This is a genomic window from Enterovirga aerilata (assembly GCF_013044135.1).
In the GTDB taxonomy this organism is placed as follows: domain Bacteria; phylum Pseudomonadota; class Alphaproteobacteria; order Rhizobiales; family Beijerinckiaceae; genus Enterovirga; species Enterovirga aerilata.
The window spans coordinates 455,268-473,956 of the sequence record NZ_JABEPP010000004.1 but is presented as its reverse complement, the minus strand read 5'-3'; the positions used below and the strand labels follow the sequence as shown (position 1 = coordinate 473,956).

General features: G+C 67.1%; 16 protein-coding genes and 1 pseudogene. 11 read left to right on the top strand and 6 right to left on the bottom strand.

Annotated features, from left to right (window positions below):
* Positions 1 to 12 precede the first annotated feature (12 nt).
* Positions 13 to 1,158: an ABC transporter substrate-binding protein gene (locus tag HJG44_RS16285; RefSeq protein ID WP_171219383.1), complete on the bottom strand. Its 1,146-nt coding sequence runs from the start codon at positions 1,156 to 1,158 to the stop codon at positions 13 to 15.
* A gap of 88 nt (positions 1,159 to 1,246) precedes the next feature.
* On the opposite strand from HJG44_RS16285, the gene HJG44_RS16280 reads away from it, so the two are divergent.
* Positions 1,247 to 2,101, top strand: a complete 855-nt coding sequence (locus tag HJG44_RS16280; RefSeq protein WP_171219382.1) for an IclR family transcriptional regulator domain-containing protein — start codon at positions 1,247 to 1,249, stop codon at positions 2,099 to 2,101.
* On the opposite strand, the pseudogene HJG44_RS16275 reads toward HJG44_RS16280, so the two are convergent.
* Positions 2,096 to 2,266, bottom strand: a pseudogene (locus HJG44_RS16275) (nucleotide kinase domain-containing protein); the annotation flags it as partial. The gene HJG44_RS16280 and the pseudogene HJG44_RS16275 overlap by 6 nt on opposite strands.
* A 201-nt stretch (positions 2,267 to 2,467) precedes the next feature.
* On the opposite strand from HJG44_RS16275, the gene HJG44_RS16270 reads away from it, so the two are divergent.
* Positions 2,468 to 2,680 carry a site-specific integrase gene (locus HJG44_RS16270; protein WP_171219381.1) on the top strand — a complete coding sequence of 71 codons (213 nt, stop codon included), beginning with the start codon at positions 2,468 to 2,470 and terminating at the stop codon, positions 2,678 to 2,680.
* A 393-nt stretch (positions 2,681 to 3,073) separates the two neighbouring features.
* Here HJG44_RS16270 and HJG44_RS16265 read toward each other — a convergent pair whose 3' ends face one another.
* The 4 genes from HJG44_RS16265 to HJG44_RS16250 form a co-directional block, all read right to left on the bottom strand.
* Complete coding sequence (locus HJG44_RS16265) at positions 3,074 to 4,189, bottom strand: L,D-transpeptidase family protein (protein WP_246736285.1); 1,116 nt, start codon at positions 4,187 to 4,189, stop codon at positions 3,074 to 3,076.
* 56 nt (positions 4,190 to 4,245) lie between these two features.
* Positions 4,246 to 4,755 carry a signal peptidase II gene (gene lspA / locus HJG44_RS16260; protein WP_346767186.1) on the bottom strand — a complete coding sequence of 170 codons (510 nt, stop codon included), beginning with the start codon at positions 4,753 to 4,755 and terminating at the stop codon, positions 4,246 to 4,248.
* Complete coding sequence (locus HJG44_RS16255; protein WP_171219380.1) at positions 4,752 to 5,447, bottom strand: methyltransferase domain-containing protein; 696 nt, start codon at positions 5,445 to 5,447, stop codon at positions 4,752 to 4,754. The genes lspA and HJG44_RS16255 overlap by 4 nt, the downstream gene beginning before the upstream one ends.
* Before the next feature lie 87 nt (positions 5,448 to 5,534).
* Positions 5,535 to 5,942 (bottom strand): MerR family transcriptional regulator, encoded by a 408-nt coding sequence (locus HJG44_RS16250; RefSeq protein WP_171219568.1) that lies wholly within the window; start codon positions 5,940 to 5,942, stop codon positions 5,535 to 5,537.
* A 93-nt stretch (positions 5,943 to 6,035) separates the two neighbouring features.
* Between HJG44_RS16250 and HJG44_RS16245 the strand changes: the two genes are divergently transcribed.
* From HJG44_RS16245 to HJG44_RS16205, 9 genes are all read left to right on the top strand, one after another.
* Positions 6,036 to 8,183: a heavy metal translocating P-type ATPase gene (locus HJG44_RS16245; RefSeq protein ID WP_210261149.1), complete on the top strand. Its 2,148-nt coding sequence runs from the start codon at positions 6,036 to 6,038 to the stop codon at positions 8,181 to 8,183.
* Entirely contained in the window at positions 8,180 to 8,809 is a 630-nt protein-coding gene (locus tag HJG44_RS16240; RefSeq protein ID WP_346767185.1) for a cation efflux transmembrane domain-containing protein, read from the top strand. The genes HJG44_RS16245 and HJG44_RS16240 overlap by 4 nt, the downstream gene beginning before the upstream one ends.
* Before the next feature lie 15 nt (positions 8,810 to 8,824).
* Positions 8,825 to 9,298: a DUF411 domain-containing protein gene (locus HJG44_RS16235; protein ID WP_171219378.1), complete on the top strand. Its 474-nt coding sequence runs from the start codon at positions 8,825 to 8,827 to the stop codon at positions 9,296 to 9,298.
* Between the two features lie 60 nt (positions 9,299 to 9,358).
* Positions 9,359 to 9,967, top strand: a complete 609-nt coding sequence (locus HJG44_RS16230; RefSeq protein WP_171219566.1) for an SCO family protein — start codon at positions 9,359 to 9,361, stop codon at positions 9,965 to 9,967.
* Positions 9,968 to 10,319: 352 nt separating this feature from the next.
* The gene (locus HJG44_RS16225; RefSeq protein WP_171219377.1) at positions 10,320 to 10,739 is read left to right on the top strand and encodes a MerR family transcriptional regulator; all 420 of its coding nucleotides are present in this window, start codon (positions 10,320 to 10,322) and stop codon (positions 10,737 to 10,739) included.
* A 742-nt stretch (positions 10,740 to 11,481) separates the two neighbouring features.
* Positions 11,482 to 11,898, top strand: a complete 417-nt coding sequence (locus HJG44_RS16220; RefSeq protein ID WP_171219376.1) for a hypothetical protein — start codon at positions 11,482 to 11,484, stop codon at positions 11,896 to 11,898.
* 521 nt (positions 11,899 to 12,419) lie between these two features.
* Complete coding sequence (locus HJG44_RS16215) at positions 12,420 to 13,715, top strand: efflux RND transporter periplasmic adaptor subunit (RefSeq protein WP_171219375.1); 1,296 nt, start codon at positions 12,420 to 12,422, stop codon at positions 13,713 to 13,715.
* Positions 13,716 to 13,726: 11 nt separating this feature from the next.
* Positions 13,727 to 16,978: a CusA/CzcA family heavy metal efflux RND transporter gene (locus HJG44_RS16210; protein WP_171219374.1), complete on the top strand. Its 3,252-nt coding sequence runs from the start codon at positions 13,727 to 13,729 to the stop codon at positions 16,976 to 16,978.
* Positions 16,979 to 17,257: 279 nt separating this feature from the next.
* The gene (locus HJG44_RS16205) at positions 17,258 to 18,634 is read left to right on the top strand and encodes a TolC family outer membrane protein (protein WP_346767183.1); all 1,377 of its coding nucleotides are present in this window, start codon (positions 17,258 to 17,260) and stop codon (positions 18,632 to 18,634) included.
* Positions 18,635 to 18,689: the final 55 nt, after the last annotated feature.

Sequence of the window (18,689 nt, the reverse complement as noted above, 5' to 3'; positions counted from 1 at the left end):
CCGCTGTCTGGCTCAGTCGAGCTTCAAGCTCTGGACGAGCTCGAGGGCCTTGGTGCCGCGCTTGGCCTTGACCACCGCGAGGTCGTGCACGCCGTTGCCCTTGGCGTCGAAGGTGTAGGCATGCCCGATACCGGGCCATTCCTTCACGGCGGCGAGCCAGTCGCGCAGCGCCTTCGGGTCGGTGCCGACCTTGCGCATGCCTTCGGCCATCAGCATCGCGCCGTCGTAATAGGCGAGGCCGTACGGGTCGGCATCCGTGCCGAACTTCGCCTTGTAGCGCTCGGCGAAGTCCTTCATGCGGCCGCCGACGCTCGGGTCGACAAAGGCGTCGACCACGCCCCAGACGTTGTCGAGGTCGGCCGCCGAGAGCAGTTGAAGAGCTGCCGGCACGAAGGCTGCGGACGAGGCGACGATCGGCATCTTCAGGCCGAGCGCCTTGGCCTGGCGCAGCACCAGCGCCCCGTCGGCCGGGTAGCAGAAGATGAACACGACATCCGCGCCCGAGGAGCGGAGCCGCAGGAGTTGGGCGGAGAAGTCCTTGTCGTTCTGGCCGTAGGCCTCGCTCGCCACGACTTTCAGACCGGCTTCCTCGAGCTGCTTCTGCGCGACGGCGGCGCCGCCCTGCCCGAAATCGTTCTGAATGTAGAGAATGCCGGGCTTGGTCGCCTTGAGCGTGCCCGTCGCGAACTGCGCCATGGCGCGGCCAGCCAGGCTGTCGGCGGGGCGGATGCGGAACATCCAGGAATTGCCGTTCTCGGCAACGGCATCCGCACCGCCCGAATACATGACCGGGATGCCTGCCTTTGCGACTTCGGGAGCGACGGCGAGGTTCTGCGTGGAATAGCTCGTCAGGAACGCGAAGGGCGGCTTGGTCTCCTGGACCAGTTTCACGAAGGCCGAAACGGCCGTGCTGTTCGAGGCGCCGGCATCCTCGATCACGATCTTGAGCTGACGACCGTTGATCCCGCCGGCCTTGTTGATGTCCTCTTCGGCCATCGTCAGCGTGTTGAAGTACTGCTTGCCCGTGAGGGAGAGCGGGCCGGTGGTGGGGACGGTCGCGCCGACCGTGATCGGGCCATCCGCGGCCGACGACATGGCCGTGCCCGCCAGGAAGACAGTGGCGGCTGCCGCAAGAACTACCCGTCGTGTCTGTCGCATGTCCCCGTTCCCCGTTGCTGTCAGGAGCGAATCCGCTTACTAGTTCCGATAATCGGAACTATGTTCCGGATTTCAGTTGGAAACTAAAGTGACCGAACGGATTGTCAATCGCACTTCTTCGGGCAGTTCGCCGCTTTTGGGGGCACCGCCGACCGGAGACGGCGAGACCTCGCCCGGTGGCCCGCTCGACCGCTACATGACCGTGCTCGAACTCGTGGCCGCCTTCCCGGGTGCGGTGACGATGAGCGACGTCTGCCTCGCGCTGGACATGCCGAAGACGAGCGCCCACCGGCTCCTGGCCGGGCTGTCGCGCGCCGGGCTGGTGGAGGGCGGCGGCCGCCACCGCCCCTACACTCTGGGCAAACGGCTCGTGCGGCTTCTGCACGCCTCGGCCGAGCAAGGCTGGGTCGAGACGCTCGCCCGACCTGTGATCGAGGCGCTCGCGGCCGAGCGCGGCGAGACCTGCTACCTCACGCGCCTCGTCGGGCATGCGGTGCGGGTCGTCTTCAGCGTCTCGCCCGAGGTCCAGTGGCGCGGCTATGTGCAGCCCGACCTGCAGATGCCCCCGCACGCGGCCGCGACCGCGAAGGCGATCCTGGCCTTTCAGCCGCCCGGCATCATCGAGAAGGCGCTGGAGGGCGACCTCGTGGTCCTGACCAGCCAGACCTGCACAGAGCGCGACAAGATCCTGAGGGACTACGAATCGGTGCGGGAGAAGGGCTACGGGACCTGCGTCTCCGAGATCGACGAGGGACTGGGCGCGCTCGGCTACCCGGTGCGCCTCGCGGACGGCTCGATCCTCTACAGCATCGGCCTGACCGGGCCGGTCCAGCGCATCTTCAACGACAATCTTCCCGTGCGGCTCGCCAGCCTGGAGCAGGCCGCGGCAGCCCTAGGCCGTTCGCTCTCGCTCGGCGCCGAGATCGCCGGGCGCCGCCTATGACAAGGGCTCGCGCAGCTGGAGCCGGCGGCCCCGCAGCGATTGGAAGTCGAGGCCCAGCCGTTCAAACTCCTGCTCCTGCAGGTCGGCCATCAGCCGGATGAGTTCGGGTTCGCTCAGGCCGCCGGGATCGACGAAGCATTTGCGCAGCCCGCCCCGCGCGCCCGGTCCACAGTTGGCATCGCTACTGGATAGCTCGCCGACAGCACGCGCGCGAGATACGGAATCATCGAGACCAAACCCGGCGCACGGCGTCCGGAAGGCTGCCGATCAGAAACGGATGCGCGCCTGTCGGAAGACGAGTACCGGCTGCTCGGTGAAATCCTGCGCGAGGCATCGGCGGACGAACAGTTCGCCACGGCTGCGGACATGGCCAAGATGATGGCCCTGACTGGCTGCCGCCGCGGCGAGATCATCAACCTGATCTGGCTGGAGGTCGACCCGGATAACATCTGCCGGCGCTTGCAGGACAGCAAGGAAGGCCCTCGGTCCGGCCGATCGGCCTCCCAGTCATCGACCTGCTCGGGGCAAGGCGGCCCGACGTCACTGGACTACGCACGCCACCGCCTCGGGTCCTTCTGAGGGGGCGCTCCGTTCCTTGCCGGCCGGACGAGAAACGGAGGTCACGTCGGACGAAGTGTCGCACGACAGATAAGCCACAACCGCCCAGTGTGCAACGTCAATACCTTAGCTCCTACCCACGCCAACAAAGTCGCGACTTCTCGCCAACAATGACCCGACTCTGAGGGGAACGCGCCAGGAAAGATGCGATCGAAATTGGCCGACCGCTCGGTGGTTAGTCAGGGCTCTCGCTTCGGAGGTGATTGGGAGGTGGCCTCCCGGGGGTTATGCGATTTTCAGGTGGAACTCGAACGTGCCTAAGGGAAGATTTCGCAGAACCGACGCAACGCTGCCTGCGCTGCCTAGCCCAGAGTGCCTGTCGGCGATACCAAGCCGGCAATCTGTCCTGGTTGCTCAACGGAGCGCCCTCAGCGCCCCGTCCCTTGACCTTGCGTCCGCGAGCGCTGCAGGCCGAGGCAACGGCAGAATCCGAGGAGGCACGGCTTGGACAGGAGCTTGCGCGCGGCTTGCGCTGGAAGACTTTGCCCGACCGGAAGGCTCGATGTTCAAGACGATCTCACGAGGCCCGCTGGCCAAGGCGTCCGGCCGGCTGACCTCACCGAGTTTGCTCCGACTGCCTCGGGCGTCGAGCACAGCGAAAGATCCCTCGCCCGCTGCAGAGGAGCCATTCAGGAGCTCGCGGAAGACGGGATGCTGCCCGCCGTCCTCGTAGGCCAGCCGGATCGCCGGCGTGCCCTTCGCGACGAGCTCCGCAACCTGCCGGTCGTCCTGCGCTCGCTTGCTCGCGGCCGCGGCGGAGGCCTGCCCGCCGTTGAAGACGTACTTGCCACCGGCAACCGAGACGCGCGGCGCTTCGCCGGAGACGTCGAACTCGTCGGAGCCCTCCTTGAGATTGCGCCAGAACGCGATGTGGGGGTCCCGGCGATGCTTGGCCAGGTTCTCCGGGGTCATGCGGAACGGGAAGGACTGGAACTGGATCGAGCGCTGCCCCGACGCGAACGCCTCTCGCGTGAGGGCGTAGACCTCGGACATGGCCTCGTCGGTCATGGCGTAGCAGCCGCGCGACGAGCACTGCCCGTGGACCATGATGTGCGCGCCCGTCCGGCCATGCTCGCGGTCGTACTCGTTCGGGTAGCCCAGGTTGAACGAGAGGTAGAGGCTGGAGTTCGGGTTCATCGCCCCGGGCGTGACGTCGTAGAAGCCTTCGGGCGCCTGCCGATCCCCTTCCCGCAGCTTCGGCCCGAGTTGACCGGACCAGCGGCAGATGGGGTACGTCTTCAGGTGCACGTACTTGCCGTCGGCGGCCTTCTTCCAGAGCTCGACCTCGGCTTCCTTCTTGTACGACCGCATCAAGATGGGGTCGGAGGCGGAAACTCCCTTAGACGTCATCAGCGCGACTGTGGCCGGCGGGATGGGTGCGAGATGCCGGTTGCTGCCTCCGAGCTTCGCTTCCTGGCAGGCCGACAACGCCAGCGCGAGCACGACGCACAGCGACAGCTTCCTCAACATGTGTCCCCCATCTCGGGAGCGGTCCCTTTGCCGGGCCGCTCGTTCGCTAGTTTGGGCTAGGCGTCGCGTGCCGCCAGGTGGTCTTCGGTCTTGGGCGGCGTCGGCCGGCGCAGGGCATCCACGAGCAGCAGCGCCACCCCGGCGGAGATCCACACGTCTGCCAGGTTGAAGGTGAAGAAAGACCTGCCGAGCGCGTGCAGGTGCAGGAAGTCGGTTACCGCCCCGTCAGGAATTCGGTCGAGCAGGTTGCCGACCGCGCCGGCGAGCACCGCCGTCAACGCGACGGCCTCCAGGCCCCCTCGCGCCCGCAATGCCCAGACGAACAGGGCGAGAATCAGCGCGGCCTGGACACCGCCCAACAGTACCGCCTCTGTCGTGTTTCGCGTCGCGAAGAGGCTGAAGCTGACCCCCCGATTGTAGACGAGGCTCAGATCGACGAACGGAATGAACGGCGTCCGCGACGGGTCGAGCAGGGTCTCCGCGACCGACTTCGTCCCGCTGTCCACGGCGGCGCCTATGCCCGTGCCGGCGAGGATGGCGGCCAGCCGAGCCCGCCACTCCCTCACCGGGTCGCCTCGACGAAGGCGAGGCTGCCGAGCGCGGTCCGCCTCCGATACGTCTCCACGACCCCTTCGAAGCCCGCTTCGCGTACGAGCACGGGCAGCAAGCCCTGCAGGTTGTCGCGCGTGTTCGGAAACCCGTCGGCGATCTGGACCGGCAGGTAGGCAAGCCGCATCAGCAAGTCGTGCGGCTTGGCCCAATCCGCCAGGATCAACCGCCCGCCCGGCCGGAGGACGCGATAGGCTTCGCGGAGCGCAGCCCGCTTCGTGTCCTGCTGCATGTGGTGGAAGACGAGGCTGGACACGACCTTTGTGGCGCTCCCGTCGCCGAGCGGCAGCCTATCGGCCTGCCCGCGCCTGAGATCGACCTCGATGCCGGCCGCCCGGACCTTGTCGCGCGCCGGGGCGAGCATGGCCTCGTCCGGGTCTATCCCGATCACGCGAGCGCTGCTGCAAGCCTGCTTCAGCATAATTGCGAGCGTGCCCGTACCGCAGCCCAGGTCGACAATCACGTCGTCAGGTGCCGGCGCGATCCTCTCGACCAGCCGTCCTTTCCAGGCATCCTCGGCCAGTGCGCCCCGGATCAATCCGTCGTAGAAGCGTGTCAGCGCGTGGATGCCGAGCGCCGGCACGAACGCTTTCGCCGAGGCCGACGAGCCTGGGCGCGGCTGGTGCGAACGGTCCTGTTCCTGGATCACTTCAGCCGCCTGCGAATGCCGCTGCCCCTCGGTACATGCTGTACCGGCTACAGGAGCAAGCGCTTTTTCGCCCGGCGGCTCTTCGGCCTAGTTCGGGAGGTTGGAACCCGCGGCCAGGGCCTCGACAACGCGGCACTCCGAGACGCAACCGCCCTCGCAGGCGTCGATCATCCGAGCGAGCTCGGCCTTCAGCGCGGAAAGGCGCACGATCCGTCGCTCGACCTCGACCAGTTGCGTTCGCGCGAGATCGGCCGCGGCCTCGCAGGGCATGTCCGGACGTTCCTGCAGGGCAAGCAGCGAGCGTATGGCCGGGAGGCCGAAGCCGAACTCCCGGGCATGGCGGATGAAGGCGAGCCGCCCGACGTCCCCCTCGTCGTAGACGCGGCGTCCGTTCTCCGCCCGCGGGGCCTTGGGCAGCATCCCGACGCGTTCGTAGTAGCGGATTGTCTCGATGTTGACGCCCGTCCGCTTCGACAGCCCGCCAATGGCCAGCATCATCGGTCCTTGCTCCTGTAGCACCTACAGGATGTAAGCCCGCCCGCGACGACGGCAAGCTCGCACCCGAGCGAAGCCGGGAGGCAACAGGTCATGACGATCAACGTCGACCCGCGCACGCTCAAGTACCGCGTGGACGGAATGGATTGCGCCTCGTGCGCATCCAAGATCGAAGCCGTCGTGAGCCGCTTCGCCGGAGCCGAGGACATCAGCGTCAACTTCGCCAACCAGGTGCTCAGCTTCAAGCTCGACGAAGCGAGGACCAATCCGACATCCATCGAGAAAACGATCAAGAACCTCGGTTACGGGGTTGTCCCTCTGGACCGGACCCACTCCAATAGGGCTGAGGACGAGGACGATGGCGAGGATCGCGCCTGGTGGCAGACGCGCAAGGGTCGCCTGACCCTGCTCGTCGCCGGGCTCGCTGTCGTGGGGGCCGCCCTGCACTTCGGCGCGGGGGTGTCGGAGCGGTGGGCGTACATGCCCGCCGCAGGCTTCGGCCTGGTGTTCTTCGGGCGCCGTGCGTGGGCGGGCGCGCTCGCCGGAACGCCTTTCAGCATCGAGACCCTCGTCAGCGTGGCCACGGCCGGCGCCCTGGCAATCGGCGCGAGCTCCGAGGCCGCGCTCGTCATCGTCCTTTTCCTCGTCGGCGAGCTTCTCGAAGGGCTTGCCGCAGGGCGGGCTCGGGCCGGCATCCGCTCGCTGGCGGACCTTGTTCCCCGGACGGCGCTCGTGCTGGACGGGGACGCAACCCGCGAAGTGCCGGCCGGGAAGCTCGCAGTCGATGAGGTCGTGCTCGTCCGGCCGGGAGACCGCGTGCCAGCGGACGGCGAGATCGTCGAAGGCGCCTCGGACGTGGACGAGGCACCTGTGACCGGCGAGTCCGTGCCCGTGTCCAAGAGCGTAGGCGCAAGGGTGTTCGCGGGAAGCGTGAATACGACCGGGTCGCTCAAGCTGCGCGTCACGAAGGCCGCGGCGGACAACACCATCGCCCGTATCATCCGTCTCGTCGAGGAGGCGCAGGCGGCGAAGTCGCCCACGGCGCGCTTCATCGACGGGTTCAGCAAGATCTACACCCCCTTCGCGATCCTGTTCGCCGCGCTCGTGATGGTGCTGCCGCCGCTGTTGCTCGGCAGCGATTGGCCGACCTGGATCTACCGCGGATTGGCGCTCCTGCTGGTCGCGTGCCCGTGCGCCCTCGTGCTCTCCACCCCGGCCGCCATCGCCTCCGCGCTGGCTGCTGGGGCGCGGGCCGGGCTCTTGATCAAGGGCGGAGCCGCCCTCGAAGCGATAGGCCACGCGAAGACGGTCGCCTTCGACAAGACCGGGACGCTGACCATCGGCCGCCCCAAGGTCACGGACGTTCACGCGCTCGGCGATGTGAGCGAGGCTCGGGTGCTGGAGCTCGCGGCGGCGGTGGAGGCGCGCTCCGCCCATCCTATTGCCGCGGCGATCCTGGAACGCGCCCTTGCCGACAGGTTGTCGGTGAAGCCGGCGCTGGCGGCGCGCGCTATCGCCGGGAAGGCGGTCGAGGGGCGGGTCGGGGGCAAGGTCGTCCTCGTGGCTTCGCCGCGGCACGCTCGTGAGCTTGGCGCCCTGCCGGCGGAGAGCCCGCTCGTCGAAACGCTGGAGCGCGAGGGCAAGACGGTCGTCGTCGTGACGCTGGACGGCGCGGCCGTGGGTCTGATCGCGGTCAGGGACGAACCACGCGCGGATGCCGCTGCGGCAGTTCGTAGGCTGTCGGAACTCGGCGTTTCCTCCGTCATGCTGACCGGGGACAACTCGCGCACGGGGGAAGCCATCGGCGGGGCGCTCGGGCTTTCCGTGAAAGCCGAGCTCCTCCCCGACCAGAAGCTCGCAGAGATCGCCAATCTGAAGGCGCTCGGCGGCGTGGCGATGGTCGGGGACGGCATCAACGACGCCCCGGCGCTGGCGGCGGCCAACGTCGGCATCGCGATGGGCGGCGGCACCGACGTGGCGCTGGAGACGGCCGACGCGGCGCTCCTGCGGGAACGAGTGGGTGGCGTCGTCGACATGGTGCGGCTGTCGCGCGCGACGCTGGGCAACATCAAGCAGAACGTCGCCATCGCGCTCGGGCTTAAGGCCGTATTCCTTGTTACTACCATCACGGGAACCACGGGGCTGTGGCTCGCCATCTTGGCGGATACCGGCGCGACCGTGCTCGTGACGTTGAACGCTTTGCGGCTCCTCCGATTTCGCCCGGAGGGCGGCCGGCGGTGAGTTGCGACGACGACGAGGGCTTGCAGGACCTTACGAGCGCGACCCCGGCCTACAGGCGGGCGCTTTGGCTCGTCGTCCTGCTCAACCTTGGGATGGGGGCCGCGGAGATCGTGGCCGGCTTCTTCGCCGCCTCCCAGGCCCTCAAGGCCGACGCGCTCGACTTCCTGGGCGACGGCACGATCACGCTGCTCGGGCTCGTCGCCATCGGCTGGAGGACGGTTTGGCGCGCCCGTTCGGCTCTCCTGCAGGGCGTCTTCCTCGGCCTGCTGGGGTTGGGCGTGCTGGGGGCATCGGCGTATCGTGTCCTCGTCCTGCACCAACCGGACGCGGACGTCATGGGCATCTTCGGCGTTGCCGCACTCGTGACTAACATCGTCTCCGCCTGGCTGCTGCTTCCGCACCGGACCGGCGACGCGAACGTTCGCGCCGTCTGGCTGTTCAGTCGCAACGACGCCGTCGGGAACGTGGCCGTCATCATAGCTGCGGCCCTGGTGGCTTGGACCGGGACGGCGTGGCCGGACCTAGCCGTCGCCGCCGTCGTCGCCGGCCTCTTCCTCCAGTCTTCCTTCGCCATCATCAAGGACGCGCGAAGCGACTTGGCCGCGACGCGCCGAGCCCACGCCTGAACCGAGAGGATCTTGATGTCCGATAGCATCCAAACGAGCCGTCGCGCTCTGCTCCTCGGTCTCGGTTCGGCCGCCCTGTCCACGCGGTCGCGGGCCGAGACGGCACCGGAGATCAAGGTCACCAAGGACCCGAGCTGCGGCTGCTGCGACGCATGGGTCGAGCATTTGAAGACAGCAGGGTTCGCCGTCTCCGTGACAAAATTGCCGGTGAACCCGCTTAAGGCTCGGCTGGGCGTGCCGAAGTCCCTGTATTCGTGCCACACGGGCCAGGTCGCCGACTACGTCATAGAAGGCCACGTCCCGGCGTCGGCTATCAGACGCCTCCTTGCCGAACGGCCGCGCGCGACGGGGCTGGCAGTGCCCGGCATGCCGGCAGGCTCTCCCGGGATGGAGGTCGAGGGAATGGAGCCCGAGACGTACGACGTGACCTTGTTCGGTCCGACCGGACAGCGGACCTTCGCCCGCTATCGCGGTGGTCAGGCGCTCTGATCGATGGCGGGCGCGGGGCGTAGGTCGGTTTCCACGAGACGTTGAGGCCGTCACTTGAGGATGCCCTGGAAGACGGCGGGCCTGTGCGCGGTCGCGCTCGCAGCAGGCGCCTCGCTCGGGCTGTATCGGGAAGGCCTGATTTTCCGGGAGGCAGGTCCGAGCGAGGCGGCTGCCCCGGCTCGGGGGATCGGAGGATCGTTCGCCCTGACGAGCCACCGGGGCGACCTCGTCACCGACGCAACCCTAAAAGGAAGGCCGTTCCTGATGTTCTTCGGGTTCACTCACTGCCCGGTCGTCTGCCCGACGACGCTGTTCGACGTCACCGAGCTCCTTAGGGAGCTCGGTCCCGAGGCCGACAGGCTGCAGGCCCTGTTCGTGACCGTGGACCCCGAACGCGACACGCCGGAGATCCTGACGGAGTACATGCGGTCCTTTGACGAGCGGATCATGGCGCTCAGAGGCACGCCCGCCCAGACCGACGCCGTCGTTCGTGCCTTTGGCGCCGAATACCGCAAGGTGGCCACCGGCGACGGTTCATACACCGTCGACCACACCGCGACCGTCTACGTCATGGACCGCGAGGGCCGCCTTGCTACCACACTCGACATGCACGAGCCGCGGGACACGCGTCTGGCGAAGCTACGCCGCATCGCCGGGCCGCAATCATGACCGACTTCATGGCATCAACACGCGGCATAGCCGACGTCGCGAGGCGGTCTTGAGGCCCGAGACCGGATCGCTCTGGTTCGCTGTTTGGAGCGGCGCGATCTGTAGCGCCCTGCTCGGGCCCGGCCGGCTCCTCGTCGCTCCCGAGCCGAACGGGTCCGCCGCGTTCCTCGTCGGCGCGGTCTTGGGCTGGACGATGCTTAGCGCCCTTATCGGCGCGACGGTTGCCACGATCATGAACGCGCGACGCTAAGGACGTATGGCGGGCACCTCAGTGCGGACGCCGACGCGAGATCGCTGGTTCACAATTCACGTGACTGGGATTACTCCGACCGGGGCTTCACCGGCAGCAACTATGGACTTTTCGATAGGCGAGCTCTCCCGCAGGGCGCAAGTCAAGGTGCCGACCATACGATACTACGAGCAGATCGGGCTGCTACCCGCTCCGCCTCGGACGGAGGGAAAGCAGCGGCGCTACGACGAGACCGATGCTGGCCGCTTGAACTTCATCAGGCATGCACGTGAACTCGGGTTCGAGATCGACGCGATCCGAGAGCTCCTCGACATGTCAGCACAGCCGGACCGCTCGTGCGATGAGGCCGACGAAATTGCGCGGCGCCACCTCGGCGAGGTCGACCGCCGCATCGCAAAGCTGACGGCCCTTCGCGGTGAGCTCACGCGGATGATCTCGGAATGCGGGCACGGCCGGGTGGCCGAGTGCCGGGTTATTCAGGTGCTCGCGGATCACGAAATGTGCGAGCACGACCGGCACTGAGCCGATCCTCCTAATGAGTAAGAAGCTATTCCGGCGGACAATTCCTCACCCACAACCAGGCAGGGGCGGGCGCCGGCGCCCGCGAGCACCTATCCTGCGGAAGGCACGCTTGGCGATGGCTGTCGGAGCCATGGGCTTGATGACTGCCGCCATCGTTCTTGGGGTTCTTGTTGCCGGGCCGCGTTGATGACCGAAAAGGCTCGCCGTATCATCGCCGGATGATTCCGAGACCGGGAAGGCGAACGACCCGCATGCGCTTCAGCGCTGCCGCAATGCGCCTAGTCTCTGCCCTGCTGACCGTCTTCGCGCTTCTCGGCTCTGCCCCGAGCTATGCCTTTTCGGATCGACCCGACGCTACGAGCTTCTCGGTCCCACTCGACGTTGAGGAAAGCGAACCAGGGCCATCCGAAGCGCACTGTCACTGCTTGAAGATCAGCCGAGTGCCGGACGAGGCAAGTGCGCAAGTTCGCCACCTCACCAAAGCGGTCTTCGACTTCGGCCGCGAACGTCTAGACCCAGGTCCCATTTCCTCACCGCCCTTGAAGCCGCCGCGGATCTGACGCGCCCCGGGCCGACCGGGTCGTCTCAGAAATCCGCACTGCGCCAACCGCGTGCTCAGCTTCAAGGATCATCCATGTTCACGACGCTTGCGACAAACTCGTCCATATCGAAAAACGTTCTTGCATCTCTAGCGGCTAGAGGTCGTAGAAGCGCCTCAGCAACTCACACCGGGGTGCCGCTCATGTTCAGTTTCGTTCGCGCCAGCATGACTGCGGCGTTCGTCTCTCTGCTGCTCGCGGGTGCGCCAGGGGCAGTCCTTGCGCAAGGCGGGCACGGGCATTCGCACGCAGCCCCAAACGGCGGCCAAATCCAACAGATCGGGACCGTCGAAGGCGAGCTCCTCGTGAAGGGTTCGGACGTCACGCTTTTCCTCGTCGATGACAAGGAGCAGAAGGTCGATGCGTCTTCGTACTCGGCGACCGCGTCCGTCCTTGCCAAGGGCAACCAGCAGAAGACGGTCGAGCTCAAGCCGGCCGGCGACAACAAGCTAGCGACGAAGATCGATTTCCCTGTCGAGGGCAAATTTCGAGCCTCGCTCACGCTCAAGAAGGGGGCGGCCGAAGTGGGCAAGGCCCGCTACAATCTAGACACCAAGTAGCGCTATAAGCGGAGAGATGGTTCGCGTCGGGCAACATTGTCGGGGCGGTTGGCTCCAGGAGGCATTCGCCTCTTGGCGCCGCGCGCTCGCGCTGCTGCTCTGCGCGTCTTTCCTTCTCGCCGCTTTGCAACCAGCGCTCGCCCTAGACGTCGAGCCGCGCAGAGACGGCGTCGTCCTCGTTACCGCGGACGGCGTCGACCATCATGCTCCCGGCGAGCCAGGGGACGCCGGGACAGTCCTGCACTGCGCGCATTGCGCCTGCCATCAGCCAGTCTCGCTGGCGACATTCGCGCCGGTGCTCCTCACTCGCGAGACCGAGGTCAGGTTTGCGCGGCTCGCGACGGCCATCGCCCCCGGTGAGCACGAGCCTCCTTCTGAACCACCCATAGCCTGACAGGCGCCGGCACCCGCCGGCCTGAGCGCCGACACGCCACGGCATGTCGGCATCCCTGCGTGCGATGACGGCCGTCCCTGACGGCGCCATCCCGGCCCAAGCCGCGCAAGCCTTGTCAGGACGTCCCATGAAGAAGCTGTTGTTGTGCCTCGCCCTGGTCGGGTTGGGGCTACTGGTGGGCACATTCGTGCCCAGCGTCACAGATTCCATCCGCCAAGTTGCCGGCCTTGCCTTGCCTCCTCCACCTAAGGGGGGAGACGGCCACGGGCACGGCCATGGGCACGGGGAAGGCGAAAAGGAGGGACCTGAAGGCCACGTCGTCATGACTGCCGAACAAATCGAGGCGGCCAAGATCGGGGTGGCGGAGGTGGGCGGCGGGAACCTTGCCCGCAAACTTTCCGTCCCCGGCACCGTGACGACGGATGCAGACCGGGTCGCTCGCGTCGCCGGCAAGGTCGTCGGGACCGTGGCGGAGATGCGCAAGCGCCTCGGCGAGCAGGTGGCCAAGGGAGAGGTCGTCGCCGTGCTCGACAGCCGCGAGGTCGCCGAGGCGCGAAGCGAATACTTCGCCGCGACGACGAACCTCGAATTGCAGCAGACCCTGTTCGAGCGCGAGCAGGCCCTTTGGGACAAGCGTATCTCGGCAGAGCAGCAATACCTGCGCGCTCGCCAGACCTTCACTGAGGCGCAGCTTAGGGTCGAGCTCGCCTCTCAGAAGCTGCAGGCGCTCGGGTTCTCGGAATCGGAGGTCGGCGATCTCGCGCGCCGCTCCGCTCCGGTGCGCACGGCATCGGCCGGCGCCTCCGCGCCCGTCGCCCGGACAATGGCGGGCCTGCAGAAGTACGAGATCCGATCCCCGCTTGCTGGCCGCGTGATCGAGCGAAGGGTCGATCTCGGGGCGCCCATCGGCGGGGAGAGCGAGGAGAAGGAGCTCTATGTCGTAGCCGACCTCTCCTCCGTCTGGATCGAGTTGTCCGTCCCGAGCGGGGACCTCGCCGTTATTCGCGAGGGCCAGGAGGTCGCCATCTCGGCCGGCAACGGAGCCGAGCCCTCGAAGGGGAAGATCGTCTTCGTCAGTCCCGTCCTCAACCAGGAGACCCGGTCCGCCCGCGTGATCGCGTCCGTCGAGAACAAGGACATGTCCTGGAGGCCCGGCTCGTACGTCACGGCGAACGTCGTCGTTTCGGAGGAGCCGGTGGACATGAAGATCCCCCGCGGCGCGCTCCAAGCTATCGGAGGCGAGCAGGTCGTCTTCGTCCGTAACGAGAAGGGCTTTGAGAAGCGCGAGGTGGTGCTCGGCAAGGGAGACGACGCCTCTGTCGAAGTCGTCTTCGGGCTCGACCCTGGCGAGAAGATCGCGGCCACGAACTCCTTCGTCCTCAAGGCTGAGCTCGGCAAGGCCGAGGCCGAGCACGTGCACTGAGGGCGGGGACAGTGATCAGCCGCATCCTCGACTTCTCGGTGCGCCAGCGTTGGCTGGTGCTCCTCGTCTCGCTCGTCGCCTGCGCCGTCGGCGTGTGGTCCCTGACCAAGCTTCCCATCGACGCCGTTCCGGACATCACGAACAACCAGGTCCAGATCAACGCGGTCGTGCCATCCCTCTCGCCCTACGACGTCGAGAAGCAGGTGACCTATCCGATGGAAACGGCGCTCGCCGGCATCCCGGGCCTCGAATACACGCGCTCCCTGTCGCGCAACGGGTTCGCCCAGGTGACTGCCGTCTTCTCCGAGAAGACGGACCTCTACTTCGCCCGCCAGCAGGTCAACGAGCGCCTCTCGGAGGCTAAGGCGAGCCTTCCGCCGGGCGCCGAGGTCCACATGGGGCCGATCTCGACCGGGCTCGGCGAGATCTACATGTGGACGGTCCATTTCAAGGAGCCGGGCGACGGGCGTCCCGTGAAGGACGGCCAACCCGGTTGGCAGTCGGACGGCAGCTATCTGACGCCAGAGGGCCAACGGCTCCGTTCCGACTTCGAGCGAGCGGCCTATCTCCGCACGGTGCAGGACTGGATCATCGGGCCGCAGCTTCGGACGGTTCCGGGGATCGCCGGCGTCGACGTCATCGGCGGCTACAAGAAGCAGTACCACGTGCAGCCGGACCCGGCGAAGCTGATCGGGCTCGGGCTGTCGTTCAAGGACGTCGCCGAAGCCATCGAGAACAACAACCAGAACCGCGGCGCCGGCTACCTGGAGCGCAACGGCGAAGGCTACGTCGTGCGCTCGGCCGGACGGCTGGAGAGCATGGATGAGATCGGCAACGTCGTGGTCGCGACGCGCGGCGGCGTTCCCGTCCGGGTGAAGGACGTCGCGAGCGTTACCATCGGGCGCGAGCTCCGCACCGGTTCGGCCTCGGAGAACGGCAAGGAGGCCGTGGTCGGCACCGCGCTGATGCTCATCGGCGGCAATAGCCGCGAGGTGGCCAAGGCCGTCGACGCCCGAATGGGAGAGATCGCACGCTCGCTGCCGCCGAGCATCGAGGCGAAGACGGTTCTCAACCGCACCCAACTGGTCGAAGCGACCGTGCGGACCCTGGCCAAGAACCTGGCGGAGGGCGCCCTTCTCGTCATCGCCGTGTTGTTCCTTCTCCTCGGGAACATTCGCGCCGCCATCATCACGGCCCTCGTCATCCCGGTCGCGATGCTCATGACAATGACCGGCATGGTGCAGGGCCGGATCAGCGCCAATCTGATGTCACTCGGCGCGCTCGATTTCGGCCTCATCGTTGATGGCGCTGTCATCATCGCCGAGAACTCGCTCCGGCACCTCGCCGAACGCCAGCACGAGCTCGGGCGTAAGCTGAGCCTGGAGGAGCGGCTGGAGACCGTCCGCCGGTCCGCCGAGGAGATGGTGAAGCCGTCCGTCTACGGGCAGGCGATCATCATCCTCGTCTACGTCCCGCTCCTCACCTTCACGGGCGTCGAGGGCAAGATGTTCGCGCCGATGGCCCTCACCGTCATCATCGCGCTCGCGGCGGCCTTCGTCCTCTCCCTGACCTTTGTCCCGGCCCTTATCGCCATCGTGATCACGGGCAAGGTGCAGGAGAAGGACGTGTTCCTGGTGCGCTGGCTCAAGGCGATCTATCGCCCGGCGCTTGCCGGCTCGATCCGGCATCCAGGGGTGGTCGTGACAGGGGCGGTCCTGCTCTTCCTCGCGAGCGGCCTCCTGTTCCTGCGCCTCGGGCAGGAGTTCATCCCGCAACTCGATGAGAAGAACATCGCCATGCACGCGATGCGTATCCCGTCGACCTCGCTCACCCAGTCGCAGGACATGCAACTGGCGGTCGAGAAGGCGGTGAGCTCGTTCCCGCAGGTCGCGTTCGTCTTCGCGAAGACGGGCACGGCCGAGGTCGCCGCAGACCCGATGCCGCCGAACGTGTCCGACACCTTCATCATCCTGAAGCCGGAAGCAGAGTGGCCCGACCCGTCCCTCCCCAAGGACAAGCTCATCGCTGATATCCAGGCCAAGGTCGGCAAGCTCGCGGGCAACAACTACGAGTTCACCCAGCCCATCCAGATGCGGTTCAACGAGCTTCTCGCGGGCACCCGCGGCGACCTCGCCGTGAAGGTCTTCGGCGAGGAATTCTCGACCATGCTTCCGGCAGCGAACCAAGTCGCGACGGCGCTCCGCTCCGTTGATGGCGCGCAGGATGTGCGGGTCGAGCAGGTCACTGGCCTGCCGTTCCTGGAGATCGGCATCGACAAGGCAGAGATCGCTCGGCTTGGGCTAAGCCACTTCGCCGTGCAGGACGTCCTCGGTGCTGCCATCGGGGGTCGCGAGGCGGGGGTCCTGTTCGAGGGCGACCGGCGCTTCGAGATCGTCGTGCGTTTGCCAGACAACGTCCGCGACGATTTGGAGGCGCTCAAGAACCTTCCCGTGCCGCTCCCGCCTGGAGCCTCGGGCAAAGCGGCCACCGTGCCCCTGAAGCAGGTGGCGAGCTTCTCCTTCTCGGAAGGGCCGAACCAGATCTCGCGCGAGAACGGGAAGCGCAGGATCGTCGTGACCGCGAACGTCCGCGGGCGCGACATCGCCTCGGTGGTGGCAGAGGCGCAGGCGAAGGTCTCGTCCTCAGTCCAGCTGCCTGCGGGCGCTTGGATCACTTGGGGCGGGCAGTTCGAGAACCTCGCTGCTGCGCGTCAGCGCCTCGCCATCGTGGTCCCGGGCTGCTTCTTCCTGATCTTCCTTCTGCTGTATCAGGCGCTCGGCTCCCCGAAGGACGCGCTCCTGGTGTTCAGCGCGGTGCCGCTCGCGTTGACGGGAGGAATCCTGGCCCTGTGGCTCCGGGGAATGCCCTTCTCCGTGTCCGCAGCGGTCGGTTTCATCGCCTTATCCGGCGTCGCCGTCCTGAACGGCCTCGTGATGCTGACCTTCGTCAAGCAGCTCGTCGAGGAAGGACGGCCCAAGCTCGACGCGATCATGGAAGGGGCAATGACCCGACTTCGGCCTGTGGCCATGACGGCGCTCGTCGCGTCGCTCGGCTTCGTGCCGATGGCGCTGGCGACCGGGACCGGCGCCGAGGTTCAAAAGCCGCTCGCGACGGTCGTCATCGGCGGTCTCATCTCCGCAACCCTTCTCACGCTGCTCGTGCTGCCAGCCCTCTACGCCCTGTTCGGGACGGCCGACGCTCCGAAGCAGGCCGAAGCTGAACCCGACCGCGAGTACCAGCCGCTTCCGCTGGCAGCAGAGTGAGGAGGGCTGACTGATGAAAATACTTGCTCTCTCGTTGCTCGCCGGCCTCGGAGTGCCATCGCCCGAACCGGTGGCCGCTTCGGAGCTTCCGCCCATCCGGACGGAACGAGGCACGTGCATCCCCGGGCCGCATGGGCCTTTACGGGTCCGGCGACTGCCCGGCCAGGCCGCGATGAGGGACCGACACCGCGAACCAGACGAGGATGCGTTCGTGCATTGCACCGAGCCGGTCAGACCGGCCCGCGAGCATCGGCCGGACACTCGAAAGGGGCATCAACGGTGAAGTTCGGACAGTCCCTGCGCGCGACCGCGATCACGGTTGCGCTGGCGGGAACCGCAACGGCGGAGACGCTGCCGTCGGCTCTGGCAAAGGCTTACATGGGCAACCCGGACCTGAACGCCGGTCGCGCTTCGGTTCGTGCAACGGACGAGAACGTTCCCCGAGCGCTTGCCGGGTACCGGCCCTCCGTCACGGCCTCCGCCAACGCCGGAGCGACTTACGAGACTGGTCGGTCCGGGAGCTCCGGCGTGCTCGCGAACACGCGCGACGCGCTGTTTCCGAGACAGGCCGGTCTCCAGGTCACGCAGAACCTGTTCAACGGCTTTCGGACGGCGAACTCCGTCCGGGAAGCGGAGAGCGGCGTCCTCGGCGCGCGAGAGACCCTCACGCAGACAGAGGGAGACACGCTTTTCTCCGCCGCGCAGTCATACATGGACGTCCTTCGCGACACGGCGACCCTCGATCTCCAGCGCAACAACGTCGAGGTCCTCGAAGAGCAGCTTCGGCAAACGCGCGAACGTCTCGTGGCAGGCCAGATCACGCGCACGGACGTGGCCCAAGCCGAGGCGCGTCTCGAAAGCGCCCGCTCCCAGGTCAGCCTTGCGCAAGCGAACCTGCAAGCATCCATAGCAACGTTCCGAAGGATCGTCGGGGTGGAGCCGCGGCAACTCGCGCCCGGGAAGCCGCCGGATCGGCTTGTGCCCCCTTCGCTCGCCCAAGCAGTTCGGATCGCGCAGGCCGAGCATCCCGCGATCATAGCTGCGTTGCACGCGGTTGACGCGGCCGAGCTTCAGGTGAAGGTCGTCGAGGGGGAACTCGCCCCGAGCCTGAACCTCGTCGGGAGCGTCGGCGGGGGATACGACACGTCGACTTCCGGGGATCGGGTCGTATCGGCAGCCCTCGTCGCCCAGCTCTCGGTACCGCTCTACGAGGGGGGCGAGACCTATGCGCGCGTCCGGCAGGCCAAGGAGGTAGCTGGCCAGCGCCGCATCGAGGCTGAAGCCACTCGGGACGCGGTTCGGTCGACTGTCTTTTCGGCCTGGGGTGCGCTCGAAGCCGCGAAGGCGACCGTCGTCTCGGCCCAGGCGCAGGTCGCGGCAAACGACGTAGCTCTGACAGGGGTGCGAGAGGAGGCGCGCGCAGGCCAGCGCACGACGCTCGACGTTCTTAATCAGCAGCAGGAACTCCTGATCGCGCGCGTCAACCTAATTATTGCGCAACGGGATCGGGTGGTGGGCGCGTTCGCGGTGGCGCAGGCGGTCGGCCGGCTCAGCGCAGCGTCTCTCGACCTTCAGGTGGCCCGATACCGAGCGGGAACGCATTACGAGCAGGTCCGCGACCTTTTATGGGGCCTGCGCACGCCGGACGGGCGCTGATGGCCGCCGCCCCGCCCGCTTGGGCGTCGGCCGAGCTCGCGTCTCTCACGGGACT

What these genes read in the sequence shown, in the direction of transcription:
- HJG44_RS16250 (WP_171219568.1), bottom strand. Translation starts at nt 5,942, where the DNA reads ATGCTGGCCATTGGCGGGCTGTCGAAGCGGACGGGCGTCAACATCGAG.
- HJG44_RS16215 (WP_171219375.1), top strand. Translation starts at nt 12,420, where the DNA reads ATGAAGAAGCTGTTGTTGTGCCTCGCCCTGGTCGGGTTGGGGCTACTG.
- HJG44_RS16230 (WP_171219566.1), top strand. Translation starts at nt 9,359, where the DNA reads ATGCCCTGGAAGACGGCGGGCCTGTGCGCGGTCGCGCTCGCAGCAGGC.
- HJG44_RS16265 (WP_246736285.1), bottom strand. Translation starts at nt 4,189, where the DNA reads ATGTTGAGGAAGCTGTCGCTGTGCGTCGTGCTCGCGCTGGCGTTGTCG.
- HJG44_RS16225 (WP_171219377.1), top strand. Translation starts at nt 10,320, where the DNA reads ATGGACTTTTCGATAGGCGAGCTCTCCCGCAGGGCGCAAGTCAAGGTG.
- HJG44_RS16245 (WP_210261149.1), top strand. Translation starts at nt 6,036, where the DNA reads ATGACGATCAACGTCGACCCGCGCACGCTCAAGTACCGCGTGGACGGA.
- HJG44_RS16235 (WP_171219378.1), top strand. Translation starts at nt 8,825, where the DNA reads ATGTCCGATAGCATCCAAACGAGCCGTCGCGCTCTGCTCCTCGGTCTC.
- HJG44_RS16285 (WP_171219383.1), bottom strand. Translation starts at nt 1,158, where the DNA reads ATGCGACAGACACGACGGGTAGTTCTTGCGGCAGCCGCCACTGTCTTC.
- HJG44_RS16220 (WP_171219376.1), top strand. Translation starts at nt 11,482, where the DNA reads ATGTTCAGTTTCGTTCGCGCCAGCATGACTGCGGCGTTCGTCTCTCTG.
- HJG44_RS16270 (WP_171219381.1), top strand. Translation starts at nt 2,468, where the DNA reads ATGGCCAAGATGATGGCCCTGACTGGCTGCCGCCGCGGCGAGATCATC.